Raw genomic sequence first — 13880 nt, 5'->3', positions numbered from 1 at the left:
ACCTCTTTGTCTAGCTAAAACATTTTACTTACTTTTAGCGCTGCCAATCTTCCCTACGTAAAAAGCAGTGGTAGTCTAAAACTTCATATAGACAGTGTAAGGATTACGATTGCAGACATAGAAATTTCTTGGCGGCTAATTAGACATACAATATTTTAATGAAAACTGTTTTTTTTATACTTGCCCTTACTTTACAGTCGATGACCATTTTTGCACAGCGAAATATTGGTGATTTTCTGCAATTACAGTCTAAGCCCGAGACCTATTATGTCCAAAAAGCTCAAATTCCTATCGAAATTGACGGTAAAGATGACGAAATATCCTGGGCAAAGGCACCATGGACAAACGCGTTCAAAGACATCGAAGGTACAAGTAAACCTACGCCATCATGTGACACTCGTGTTAAAATGCTTTGGGATAATGAAAACCTCTACCTCTTTGCTAAATTGGAAGAACCTCATATCAATGGCTATCTTAGACAGAAAGACACCATTATTTATCATGACAATGATTTTGAGGTATTTTTAAAACCCAACCTCCAGTCTCCGGAATATATTGAAATCGAAGTCAATGCGCTGAACACGATCATGGACCTTCTGATGACCAAACCTTATCGTTTCGGTGGAAAAGCTAATTTAAACTGGGACACCAAAGATATCCAGAGTGCTGTCTACCATGCTGGAACAATAAATAATCCAGCCGACAAAGATAATTTTTGGACCGTCGAAATGAAGATCCCTGTCAAAAGTCTAAAATACTTTGGTGAAGGAAATCAAATCAAGGCAAATGAAGTATGGAAGATAAATTTCTCCCGCGTACAATGGCACTATGATGTCAATGAAAAAGGTTATATCAAAAGAAAGGATAATACGGGTAAGCCGCTAGCGGAAGAAAACTGGGTATGGTCGCCCATCGGTCTGATCAACATGCATTATCCCGAACGATGGGGACATATCAAATTTGTGGAACAAGATAATCAACAATTCCTGGATGAACAGTTTTTAGCATTGGAAAAAGCTGCTTGGAATATCTTTTACCTACAGCAACTTTATAAGAATGCCAATAAACGTTATGCGGTCTCCCTCTCGGAATTAAGCAAATTATATCCGGAAATCAATGCCTTAGGCAAACATTATAGTTTTGTATTTTCAAATGCAAATAACTTCTACCGCCTTGAAATTAAGTCGAAAGCGCAACCAGATTTAAAGACCACTATAGATAATCGGGGCAACATCTATTTTTAATTTAATTATTCAGTCGATCTTCAATTATAATATTGAATAAAAAATTGCTATCTTTGTATCCCGTACATAGAGCAACTATTATTGGTCGTTTTGACCACATAAAATTGAAAATCCTTTAATTGTTATGACTAAATATATTTTTGTTACGGGCGGCGTTACTTCGTCGTTAGGGAAAGGTATTATTGCAGCCTCCCTTGCTAAACTTCTCCAGGCACGTGGCTACAAAGTGACCATTCAGAAATTCGATCCTTACATTAACATTGACCCAGGAACATTGAATCCTTATGAGCATGGCGAGTGTTATGTTACGGAAGATGGCGCGGAAACCGATCTTGATCTGGGTCACTACGAGCGTTTCCTGAACGTCCCTACTTCACAAGCAAATAACGTAACAACAGGTCGTATCTACCAACACGTCATCCAACAGGAACGTGAGGGGGCATATTTAGGAAAAACAGTTCAAGTAATTCCCCATATCACCGATGAGATCAAACGCCGCATGCAGCTTTTAGGCGAATCGAATGAATACGATATTATTATTACTGAACTTGGTGGAACTGTGGGCGACATCGAATCCCTTCCATTCGTTGAGGCTGTAAGACAGTTACGTTGGGAACTAGGCGCAAATAACTCTTTGGTTATCCACTTAACTTTAGTTCCTTATTTGGCTGCAGCTGGTGAGCTTAAAACCAAACCGACACAACACTCTGTGAAAACATTGCTAGAATATGGTGTGCAACCAGATATCTTGGTATGCCGTACTGAGCATAAATTGTCACAAGAGATCCGTAAAAAATTAGCACAGTTTTGTAATGTAAACATCAATGCTGTTGTTGAATCTATTGATGCCTCGACGATCTATGACGTCCCTTTACTTATGTTGAAAGAGAACCTAGATAAAACGGCATTAACGAAACTGAAACTTTCCAGCAAAAACGAACCGGATCTGGAAAACTGGAAAAACTTCCTTGGAAAGCTGAAAAACCCAACAAATGAGGTCAACATTGCTTTGGTTGGGAAATATGTCGAATTACCAGATGCTTATAAATCCATTACCGAAGGTTTTATCCACGCTGGCGCAACAAACGAATGCAAAGTAAAAGTGAGCTATATCGCCGCTGAAAGCGTTACAAAAGAAAATGTTGCCGAAAAACTAAAAGGCATGGATGGTGTTCTCGTTGCCCCTGGATTTGGTGAACGTGGTTTGGACGGTAAATTAAATGCAATCAAATATGTTCGCGAAAACAATATCCCATTCTTTGGTATCTGTTTGGGCATGCAATGTTCAGTCATTGAATTTGGAAGAAATGTATTAGGGTTAAAAGATGCCAATAGTTTTGAGATGGATGCAAACACCAGCAACCCAGTCATCAATCTGATGGAAGAACAAAAAAACATCACTAATATGGGTGGCACAATGCGTTTAGGTGCTTACGACTGTGAAATTAAAAAGGGAACCAAGGCCTTTGCAATTTATGGAAAAACAAAAATTTCCGAAAGACACCGCCACCGTTATGAATTTAACAATGATTATTTAAAACAATATGAAGCAGCAGGAATGATCGCTTCTGGCTTCAATCCAGAGACTGGGTTAGTTGAAATTGTTGAGTTGAAAAACCATCCTTTTTTCGTTGCAGGACAATTTCATCCAGAATTAAAGTCAACTGTTGCAAATCCTCACCCACTTTTTGTTAGCTTTGTAGCCGCTGCTTTGGCCAACAAGAAATCAAAGTAGTATGAGAAGGATAGAATTAATTAAGTTTAATTATTAAAAATGGATAGAAATACCCTAATTGGTTTGGTCCTGATGTTTGCCATCATCACTGGTTCATTTTACCTGATGAAGCCATCGGAATCAGAAATCAAACAAGAACAAGCACGGCAAGAGGCTAAAGCTCAGGCGGCAAAAGGACTTCCTGCAACAAATGACTCTACCGCAAATGCTAAAACAGCGCAAACAGCAGCGATTGCAGATTCAGCTGAACTGAAAAAACCTTTTGGTGCGTCAAAATTTGGAACTGAAAAAATCATTACCCTTGAAAATGATGCTATCATTGCCAAAATCAGTACAAAAGGTGGTAAAGTAAAATCAGTCGAATTAAAAGGCGAAAAGAATTTCAACGGAAAACCATTAATGCTTTTCGAAGGTGAGGACAATAAGTTTGGTTTCCAGTTCAATGCTGCAGGACAAAACATCTCCACCAACGATTTATTCTTTAACACAGAATCTTCTGATATCCAAGTTTCGGGTGAAGGTAGACAATCGGTAAAATTCAAATTGAATTACAGTGCTGATCAATATATTGAATATGTATATTCTATCGCTGGAAAAGGTTACAACGTAGCCTTGGATGTCAATACAAAAGGTATTCAAAACCTGATCCCACAGAGTCAAAAAACATTGACATTGAACTGGAATACTGTTCTCAGACAAAAAGAGCAGAATATTGAATCTGAAAGACAAAAATCTACCCTTTATTACCAAGAAGATAGTAAAGTAGACCATTTGTCTGAATCGAAGGACGATGATGAAGCACTGGAAAAGAAAGTGCAATGGATTGCTTTTAAACAACATTATTTTTCAAATATCCTAAATGCGAAAGATGGATTCGTCAATGCAAAAATTGATGTAAAACATGCAACGGAAAATGATGTTGTGAAATTTTACAACACGAATGCCGAATTGGCTTTTGACAACCATAAAGACAACAATTATTCATTGAATTTCTTTTTTGGTCCAAATCAATACAATGTATTGAAAGCGGAGGGCAATGATTACCAATCCATCATCAACATGGGTTGGGGACCTATGCGCTGGATTAATCAGTGGATTACAGTACCGGTATTCAATTTCTTAGATGGTTTCCATATGAGCTACGGTATCGTGATTTTATTGTTGACCCTGATGTTGAAATTGATTCTTTCACCAATGACTTACAAATCTTACGTCTCCATGGCCAAAATGCGGGTATTAAAACCCCAATTGGATGAGATCAAAGCTAAAGTCGGCGAAGACAATCAAATGTTAATGCAACAGGAGCAGATGAAATTGTATAAACAGGTAGGTGTGAATCCACTCGGCGGCTGTCTGCCCCTTGTATTACAAATGCCGTTTACAATTGCTTTCTTCTATTTCTTTCCAAATTTATTTGAATTGAGAGGACAAAGCTTTTTGTTTATGAAGGATATGTCAACCTATGATACCTTATTTACATTTTCACCTATTTTTGGATCATTCAACCACATCTCTTTGATGTGTATTTTAATGACTCTAACAACATTGTTAACTACCTGGTATAACAATGCCACATCAGGTGCAACTGGTCAAATGAAATACATGGGCTATATTATGCCTTTGATTTTCTTCTTTGTCCTAAACAGCTTCCCTGCTGGTTTGAACTATTACTACTTTTTAAGCGCATTGTTTACATTCTTAACACAGTTAGTAATCCGTTCAATGGTAAATGATGATAAAATCTTAGCTAAATTGGAGGAAAATAAGAAGAATCCAAAGGTTGAGAAAAAATCGAGCTTCCAAGCGAAAATGGAGGAAATGATGCGTGCACAACAACAAGCGCAACAAAATAAAAATAAATAGTACTATTTATATCATTGATAAATAAGGCTTCCAAATAGGGAGCCTTATTTTGTTTACAGCCATTTGTAGCACTTTGCCAAACCAAACGTTAGAAATGGTGTTTTATATTAAAATTTAAAAGATGAGATTTAGAAACATTGCGGTATTGATGATGGCTGCCCTTGCTTTAGTAAGCTGTTCAGCGCTAAAAAATAATCCAGGGAAACCGAATTCGGATAATGCATCCGCTACCATTATTGGAAAAAAATGGCAATTAATTGAAATCGACGGTAAGGCTGTCAATGGACCGGTCAACGGTCGGGTTCCTTTTCTCAAACTGGAAGAAAAAAGTTATAGCGCCAATGGTGGTTGCAACGGAATAGGTGGTGAACTGACCTTTTCAACCAATGGAAAAATTAAGTTTGCACAAGGGATGTCAACGATGATGGCCTGCCCTGATATGTCGATTGAGCAAGCTTTATCTAAGGCATTAATCACTGCGGACAATTACAGCCTAAATAATGGTATTCTAAGTTTAAATAAAGCAAAGATGGCTCCTTTGGCAAAATTTAAGTTAATGGAGGAAAAGCAAAATCTAAGCGGGACCTGGGAGCTTGATTACATCTCTGGACCCCGTATCGCTTTTGAGGGCCTGTATCCCAACCGCAAACCAACGATAACATTTAACATACAGGATGGGAAGATAAATGGTAACAGCAGTTGCAACAATTACAATGCTACATTTAAGACGAATGATCACCAAATTAGCTTTGGCCCTATCATGTCTACGAAAATGGCTTGCGAAGGCAATGGTGAAGCAACGTTCTTTTCTACATTAGAAAAAGTGAACAGTTATGATGTCAATGAAAATACACTGACCTTTATCATGGGCGATATTGCCATGATGCGATTTCAGCGCAAGTAAAATATAAAAAAGGATAGGGTTTTGGTGATCACCAAAACCCTATCCTTTTTTATATCAATTATTGTCCGTACTAAATTAATTAGGGCACAAGCTTTAGACAAAAGCACTAAATCCTGTGATACTTCTTCCAACGATCAGTGAATTGATTTCCTTAGTACCTTCATAAGAATAAATCGCCTCAGCATCTGCAAGGAATCTAGCGACATTATACTCTAGCAGGATACCATTCCCCCCCATGACTTCCCTCGCCTTGGACACAATATCCCTTGTCCGTAAAGAACAAAACACTTTTGCCAGCGACGCATGCTCATCCCGTAGTTGTCCAGCATCTTGCAGTTCAGATAATCGAAAGACTAGCGTTTGCATTGCAGTTAGATTCGATAGCATTTCTACCAAATGATTTTGAATCAACTGAAAAGATGCAATAGGCTTGCCGAACTGTTTTCTTTTGCGCGTATAATCCAAGGCATTTTCATAGGCTCCCCGTGCGCAGCCCACAGCCATCCATGCAACCCCCGCTCTCGTCATTTGAAGGACTTTACCTGTATCTTTGAAAGAATTCGCATTTTGCAAACGATCTGTTTCGGGGATGATACAGTTGTCTAATGTAATCAATCCATTTTGCACAATGCGCAAAGCCATTTTATCTTTGATCTTTTCAACTGAGAACCCAGGATTATCTTTACGCACAATAAAACCTTTTACTTCTCCATCATCAAGATCCCTGGCCCAGACTATTGTAATATCTGAAAAGGTAGAGTTTCCGATCCATTTCTTCTGACCATTTAAAACCCAGCCTTCAGGAGTCTTCTTACAGGTGGTTGTCAATCCGCCCGCTGCGCCCGAACCAACTTCCGGTTCGGTTAGACCAAAAGCGCCGATCACCTCCATCTTTTGCATCCTTGGCAACCATTCCTGTTTTTGTTCTTCCGACCCACAGATATAAATCGACCCCATGGCCAAACCACTCTGTACACCAAAGAAAGTAGCAACAGATGCATCTACCCGAGCAATCTCTGCAGCAATGACACCTTCCATCAGCGAGCTTCCCCCCATACATCCGTAACCCTCGTAAGTATATCCGCATATATTTAACGCAGCTAACTTGGGTACTATTTCAAAAGGGAACTCGTCTTTTAACCAATATTTATTGACAATGGGCTTCACTTCAACCTCCATAAACTCCCGTACTTTCAATTGAAGTTCGCGGTCTGATCCGCTTAATTTGCTATCCATATCATAGAAATCGCCGTTGATAGGTGGCAATTCTTTTTTCTCTTTTCCTGCGCTTAGCATTTTCATTAATCCATGCAGCTGCTTGTCATCCATTTTGGAAACCGCATCCATGACAGCGCCCAAATCCACTTTTTTTGAGATCTCCTCTAATTTGCCAAAGTCAATTGATTTTGCCAAACCCATTATATTCTTAACTTTATCAAACATAATCGCAATTTCCTTTTTTATCGGTTACCGCTTAAAATAATAAAAATAATTGAAAATTGTTTGGACCAGTAGCTTATAGAGTATTCTATCTTGTCCATTCTTTCATACCTAACTAAACAATCACATAGATTAAATCGTTGCGCTTTTTTTCACCAACCTTATTTTAACGGCTAAACAATCTCTTTTAACGAAGCAGTAAAATAAATTAAAATAACTGATTAACAACAACTTACATACATTTAAAAAAAATATGTTTTTTTTGGGTTACCTTTTCGGGTTATATGTATTAAGAAATGAAAAAGAAAATATTTCAATTTAAATTAGAAAATTAGAAAATGAAAAACGCATTAAAATTCGGTTTCTTAGGTTTAGCTTTAACTGTAGCTTTCGCATCTTGTAACAACACTGAGAAAAAAGCTGAAGGAGCTGTTGATTCAGCATCTGCTTTAGTTGATTCAGCTGCTAACACTTTAGATTCAGCTGCGCAAAAAGTTGATTCAGCTGCTCAAAAAGTTGACTCTGCTGCTACTAAAGTTGATTCAGCTGCTACTAAAAAATAATTTTAGAAACTGAATAACGCATTTGAAGGGGCTTTTCGCAAGAAAAGCCTCTTTTTTTTAAAAAATTTATTAAGAAATGGGGTTACCTTTTTCTATTACCAGTATTAAGTCTTAAATAACAAGATTTAGAAATTACTTTTAATTTTAATAAAATGAAAAACGCATTCAAATTAGGTTTCTTAGGATTGGCTCTGACTGTAGCCTTCGCTTCATGTGGTGAAACTGGTAAAAAAACTGACGCTGCTACTGATTCAGCTAACACTGCCTTAGATTCAGCAAACACTGCTTTAGATTCAGCTAAAACTGCTGTAGATTCAGCTAAAACTGTTGTAGATTCAGCTAAAACTGCTGTAGATTCAACTAAAGCTGCTCACTAATTCTCTGAAACAGAATTTAAAAAGTATAAAAAAGCCTCCCAGTACGGAGGCTTTTTTTATATCTACACCAATTAAATTGCTAAGCTCCAAGCAATTTTTTACCTTTGCCAAAAATCATTCAATCTATGGCTTTATCATCCTTAACAGCAGTCACGCCTATTGACGGACGCTATTACAATAATACCAATGAGCTTGCGGCTTTTTTCTCCGAATTTGCCTTAATAAAATACCGCGTACGTGTGGAAGTCGAATATTTTATCGCATTGAGCGAATCTGGAATTGCTCAATTACAACATTTTGACAACACACTCAACGAAAAATTAAGAGATATCTATCGTAATTTTTCAGAAGAAGATGCGATCTGGATCAAAAACACAGAGAAAGTTACCAATCATGATGTTAAAGCCGTTGAATATTTCTTAAAAGATCAATTTGAAAAATTAGGGCTTCAGGAGCATCTGGAGTTTATTCACTTTGGTCTGACTTCTCAGGATATCAACAATACAGCTATTCCGCTATCGTGGAAAGAGGCGATCAAAGAAAGCTATACACCGATCATCGACGAATTGCTTCATGAACTAAAATCTCTCGCAACATCCTGGTCTGCCATCCCAATGCTCGCCCGTACACACGGACAACCAGCCTCTCCAACTCGCTTAGGTAAAGAGCTCTATGTCTTTATCGAGCGTATTGAACGTCAATTACAACTTTTACATAACGTACCTTATTCAGCTAAGTTTGGCGGAGCGACAGGCAATTTCAATGCTCATCACGTGGCTTATCCAGAGACCAACTGGATTGCCTTCGGCAACAATTTCGTCAATAATATTCTAGGACTGGACCGTTCACAAACCACCACCCAAATTGAACATTATGATAACTTTGCTGCAAGCTGTGATGCATTAAAACGGATCAATAATATAATTATTGATCTATGCCGGGATATATGGACTTATATTTCCATGGAATACTTTAAGCAAAAAATCACTGCTGGCCAAATTGGATCCTCCGCTATGCCACATAAAGTCAATCCCATTGATTTTGAAAATGCAGAGGGAAATTTAGGAATAGCTAATGCGATATTTGAGCATTTAGCCGCCAAACTACCTATTTCACGTCTTCAAAGAGATCTTACAGATTCAACTGTATTACGTAATATCGGGGTTCCATTTGCGCATACCCTAATCGCTTTCAAATCGACATTGCGAGGTTTACGTAAGTTGATCTTAAATGAACAGGCGCTTGCGAATGATCTCGAAAACAACTGGGCTGTTGTTGCCGAAGCGTTACAAACGATCTTGCGTAGAGAAGGCTATCCAAAACCTTATGAAGCTTTAAAAGATCTAACACGTACCAATACGCATGTGACCAAAGACACCATTGCGACCTTCGTAGATAATCTTAAGGTGTCCGAAGAAGTAAAAGCGGAATTAAAGGCTATCACTCCTTCAAACTACACGGGTGTCACTTTGTAAGCTTTGACTTATAGATGACCTTAACAACGCTGCTTTTGATATATCTTTGCTTGGAATAAAAATAAAATTAAATGGCTACTATCAACGTATATACCGAATCTACACCCAACCCTTCAACTATGAAGTTTTTGGTCAATAAATTATTGATCAATGGTAGTGTAGATTTTCCAAATAAAGAAACGGCCCAAGATTCACCTTTCGCTACGGAATTGTTCAAATTCAATTTTGTAAATGGTGTATTTTTTGCAAGCAATTTTGTTACCATTACCAAAACGGAAGATGCGGAATGGGAAGATATTGAAGCCTTGTTGAAAGACTTTGTAAAAGGTGCTGTAGAATCTGAGCTTGCGGTGAAAACTGTACATCAGGATACAGAGACAAACTTTGAAGGAACAGAAACGGAAGTGAAAATACAACAGGTATTGCATGATTATGTACGCCCTGCCGTGGAACAAGATGGCGGTGCTATTCATTTCAAATCTTTCGACGAAGGTGTGGTGACCGTTGAACTTAAAGGTTCCTGTAGCGGTTGCCCTTCATCAACAATCACATTAAAAGCTGGTATTGAAGGACTATTAAAACGTATGGTTCCCGAGGTGACAGAAGTTGTTGCCGAAGCAATGTAATCATAGAGATACGATAAGAATTTTTAAAATTTTTAAAAGGATTCAGCAATATGAAGTTTTGCTGAATCCTTTTTTCTTTTTATAGCTAGTTGTATCTCGTATGCCCCATAGGTGATATATCTTTTGCACAAACAGGCGCTATGAGCATCACTCTTTAGTCACCTCAAATGAATCTTTCAACGGTAGATTAGCGGATGAATTTCCAATAAAAATTTCAAATTTCCCAGGCTCTACAGTCCATTTATTATGTTGATCCAACAGCTCGAGGTGAGCAGGTAAAATCGAAAACTGAACAGACTTTTTCTCACCAGGGTTCAATTCGATTTTTTCGAAACCGCGGAGATCCATCTCATAAGTTGTTACGGAAGATACAAGGTCCTTGATATAAAGTTGGACAACCTCTGCTCCTTTTCTTTTTCCGATATTCTGCACATCCACGGTAACGGTCAATGAGTCGATTGGGCGAATTTGTTTTTTATTTAGACGCAAATTTGAAAATTGGAAATCTGTATAACTTAAGCCATAACCAAAAGGGTAAAGAAAGCCCACAACTCTACTATTTCCCCAGCCATTAGGGCCAACCCCTGGCTGTCCCGCCTGTGCTGCAGGTTTAGTCGGGAAATTCATTTCAATCTGTCCGACAGATTTTGGAAAAGAAATCGGGAGCTTTCCACTCGGATTATACTCACCAAACAACATCTCTGCGACAACATGTCCAGATTGACCACTAAGAAACCAACTTTCCACAATAGCGGATAAGTATTTATTTTCCCAATTAATAGAAAGTGGACGTCCGTTAACGAGTACCAGAACGATTGGTTTCCCTGTTTCTTTTAACTTCATCAGGTAATCACGCTGTTTACCCGGTAGGTTTAGATCTGAACGCGACCGGCTTTCGCCAACTTCGCGTTCCGACTCCCCCATGACGGCTATAATCAGATCAGACTCGCTTCCAAGACGGATACCAGCCTTCATGCTTTCAATTTCCTCTTTGGACAAATCTGTTGGGATAATCTCACTTTCAGGCCAATTCTTATCAACAACATCGATGCCTTTCGTGTAATTTACCTGGATTTCTTTACCTTTAGCATATTCGAGGATCCCATCCTTAATCGTTGTGATCGGGTTATTGGATGGACCATAACGACTTGTTGTATAATTCGTTGCTTCGGCCATAGGGCCTGTCACCAAAATCCGCTTATACTTACTGACATCTATTGGTAATAACTGCTGCTCATTCTTAAGCAAAACAATGGATTCTCTATTCACTTGCAGGGAGATATCCTCATCTGCCTGTGTATGGATTTTCTTGTCAGCCAATGTTGTGTTATCGACAAGCGGATGATCAAATAATCCTAACTTAAATTTGACAGTCAATACCTCTCGAACACGTTGATCCAATATGTTCATATCAAGCCTGCCTTCGTTGATAAGTTCCATCAATGGTGTCAGGTATGTACTCGGTGGATCGAAATTCGTCCGGACATTAAGTCCGCCCTCTAGGGCTTGCCGTATTGCATCCTTATAGTCCGCAGCAACATGATGTTTACTGCTTATAAACTCCAGGGCCTCACTATCCGAAACGATATATCCTTCAAATCCATAATCCTTGCGTAGCAAATCTTGCAGAAAATATTTACTTGATGAGACTGGTATACCGTCATAGTCATTGTAACTACTCATAATACCCATTGGTTTAGCCTCTCGGACAACCCGTTTAAATGGGTATAAATGAAGCTCATGCATTTCACGAAAACCAACATGCGGGTCTGTCCGCGCATTTCCATCTCGTCCCCCTTTAGGTACAGAATAAACGGCATAGTGTTTCAACGTTGATGCAACACCATGTTGTTGAATGCCCAATACAGCCTGTTTACCCATTTCTGCGATATGAAAGGGATTTTCACCATAAGTTTCCACAACACGTCCCCATCTTGGATCTCGGGAGACATCCAGAATCGGAGCATAGACATTGGTATATCCTAAATATTTCGCTTCTCTCCCCACAATTTCGCCTGCAGTTCGGACCAATTTGGTATTCCAGGTGCTTCCAATATTAATCGGAGCCGGTAATGGCGTCGCCCGATCATGGTTGAGACCGTGTATTCCCTCATTGGTAAAATCAACTGGAATACCTAGCCGGGTATGTTCGATAAACCACTTTTGTACATTATTCAATGCAACAGCATGGCGGCTGAAGGGATAAGAAAAAGAGCTTTTTGCCGACTTATTATAGGCAAGACTATTTAACATCTCGTCTATGTTGGCTAATCCATGTTTCCAAATCTCATTGTCCCAAGCAATTGTAGGTTGTTCATCCTTCAATACTCTTCCATAACCATAGAGTGTAACGGTTTGATTGGCCTTTTCCTGCGTCGTCATCTGGCTCAACAGGTCCTCCACTCGACTTACTACGGATTGTTTAGGATCTTCATAGATATCCTTTTTACCATTTTTGTTGAAGTCAATCCAATCTTTATGGTAAACGGGTTTATCCTGAGCAAAAGAATAGAAGTGTAGTACGGAAAATGTCGCAACAAACAGAAAACGTTTAGATTGATTAGGCATCATATTGAAAATTGTGGGTTTTATAATTAAAAGCAAGGTACAAAAAATTTAACATGAAAAGGTCTAAAATTGAAATGGTATCCGTTCGCAAGCTAGGTACCTATTTGGCTAAATATTATGTGCATCATTATGTGCTTCGCTATAACTCCCATACTAAATAAAGAAATTCACTTTTTAACAAGCATCTAGCTTAAAAATAGTTAACTTTACGACCAATTGTGAAACCAACAAAAAAAATGAGTGCAGATATTAACAAACTAGAACAAATTGCATCACAAGTAAGACGTGATATCGTACGTATGGTACACGCTTGTCAATCAGGACACCCAGGTGGTTCTTTAGGTTGTACAGATTACTTTGTGGCGCTTTATTTCAATGCAATGAAACGCAATCCTTCCTTTGATATGGATGGAAAAGGAGAGGATTTATTCTTCTTGTCAAACGGACACATTTCACCTGTATTTTACAGTACATTGGCACATGCGGGTTATTTTGAAGCAAGCGAATTGGCAACATTCAGAAAAATCAACTCCAGACTACAGGGTCACCCAACGACACACGAAGGTCTTCCAGGCATCCGCATTGCGTCAGGATCTTTGGGTCAAGGATTATCCGTTGCTATCGGTGCCGCACAGGCAAAAAGATTGAATAAAGACAATAATCTAGTTTATGTATTAATGGGTGATGGTGAATTGCAGGAAGGCCAGGTTTGGGAAGCTGCAATGTATGCACCACACAATAAGATTGACAACTTGATTGCCACTGTTGATTACAATAATGCACAGATAGACGGATCGACAGATCAGGTACTGTCATTAGGTGATCTTCGCGCAAAATGGGAAGCTTTTGGCTGGGATGTGATGGAAGTGACTAAAGGAAATGATATGGCTTCAGTAGTTGCGGGCTTAGAAGAAGCAAAATCACGTACCGGAAAGGGTAAACCAGTGGTTATCTTATTGCACACAGAGATGGGAAAAGGTGTTGATTTCATGATGGGTTCTCATAAATGGCACGGTGTTGCTCCAAATGACGAACAATTGGCGTCGGCATTGAATCAACTTACTGAAACTTTAGGAGATTACTAG

At 38.8% G+C, this 13880-nt stretch carries 11 protein-coding genes; 9 read left to right on the top strand and 2 right to left on the bottom strand.

Annotated features, from left to right (window positions below; all coding sequences use genetic code 11):
• The first annotated feature begins 158 nt into the window (after window positions 1-158).
• From ACK8HY_RS15920 to ACK8HY_RS15905, 4 genes are all read left to right on the top strand, one after another.
• Window positions 159-1244 carry a carbohydrate-binding family 9-like protein gene (locus ACK8HY_RS15920; protein ID WP_416134183.1) on the top strand — a complete coding sequence of 362 codons (1086 nt, stop codon included), beginning with the start codon at window positions 159-161 and terminating at the stop codon, window positions 1242-1244.
• 124 nt (window positions 1245-1368) lie between these two features.
• Window positions 1369-2979 carry a CTP synthase gene (locus ACK8HY_RS15915; protein WP_343564375.1) on the top strand — a complete coding sequence of 537 codons (1611 nt, stop codon included), beginning with the start codon at window positions 1369-1371 and terminating at the stop codon, window positions 2977-2979.
• Between the two features lie 39 nt (window positions 2980-3018).
• Complete coding sequence (yidC, locus tag ACK8HY_RS15910) at window positions 3019-4842, top strand: membrane protein insertase YidC (RefSeq protein WP_416134182.1); 1824 nt, start codon at window positions 3019-3021, stop codon at window positions 4840-4842.
• 121 nt (window positions 4843-4963) lie between these two features.
• Window positions 4964-5746 (top strand): META domain-containing protein, encoded by a 783-nt coding sequence (locus tag ACK8HY_RS15905; protein WP_416134181.1) that lies wholly within the window; start codon window positions 4964-4966, stop codon window positions 5744-5746.
• Between the two features lie 93 nt (window positions 5747-5839).
• Here the strand turns inward: ACK8HY_RS15905 and ACK8HY_RS15900 are convergent, their stop codons facing one another.
• On the bottom strand, window positions 5840-7189 hold the full coding sequence (locus ACK8HY_RS15900; protein WP_416134180.1) for an acyl-CoA dehydrogenase family protein: 1350 nt from the start codon (window positions 7187-7189) through the stop codon (window positions 5840-5842).
• Window positions 7190-7524: 335 nt separating this feature from the next.
• Between ACK8HY_RS15900 and ACK8HY_RS15895 the strand changes: the two genes are divergently transcribed.
• The 4 genes from ACK8HY_RS15895 (at window position 7525) to ACK8HY_RS15880 (ending at window position 10227) form a co-directional block, all read left to right on the top strand.
• Window positions 7525-7749 carry a hypothetical protein gene (locus ACK8HY_RS15895; RefSeq protein WP_416134179.1) on the top strand — a complete coding sequence of 75 codons (225 nt, stop codon included), beginning with the start codon at window positions 7525-7527 and terminating at the stop codon, window positions 7747-7749.
• 152 nt (window positions 7750-7901) lie between these two features.
• Window positions 7902-8126, top strand: a complete 225-nt coding sequence (locus ACK8HY_RS15890; RefSeq protein WP_077437634.1) for a hypothetical protein — start codon at window positions 7902-7904, stop codon at window positions 8124-8126.
• A gap of 125 nt (window positions 8127-8251) precedes the next feature.
• The gene (gene purB, locus ACK8HY_RS15885) at window positions 8252-9601 is read left to right on the top strand and encodes an adenylosuccinate lyase (RefSeq protein ID WP_077437635.1); all 1350 of its coding nucleotides are present in this window, start codon (window positions 8252-8254) and stop codon (window positions 9599-9601) included.
• A gap of 71 nt (window positions 9602-9672) precedes the next feature.
• On the top strand, window positions 9673-10227 hold the full coding sequence (locus tag ACK8HY_RS15880; RefSeq protein ID WP_077437636.1) for a NifU family protein: 555 nt from the start codon (window positions 9673-9675) through the stop codon (window positions 10225-10227).
• 147 nt (window positions 10228-10374) lie between these two features.
• On the opposite strand, the gene ACK8HY_RS15875 is transcribed toward ACK8HY_RS15880, so the two are convergent.
• On the bottom strand, window positions 10375-12798 hold the full coding sequence (locus ACK8HY_RS15875) for a glycoside hydrolase family 3 N-terminal domain-containing protein (RefSeq protein ID WP_139351197.1): 2424 nt from the start codon (window positions 12796-12798) through the stop codon (window positions 10375-10377).
• Window positions 12799-13031: 233 nt separating this feature from the next.
• On the opposite strand from ACK8HY_RS15875, the gene ACK8HY_RS15870 reads away from it, so the two are divergent.
• The gene (locus ACK8HY_RS15870; RefSeq protein ID WP_077437637.1) at window positions 13032-13880 is read left to right on the top strand and encodes a transketolase; all 849 of its coding nucleotides are present in this window, start codon (window positions 13032-13034) and stop codon (window positions 13878-13880) included.

The organism is Sphingobacterium sp. NGMCC 1.201703, from assembly GCF_047784615.1.
Classification (GTDB): Bacteria; Bacteroidota; Bacteroidia; order Sphingobacteriales; family Sphingobacteriaceae; genus Sphingobacterium.
This window is presented reverse-complemented; position numbering and strand designations above follow the sequence as displayed.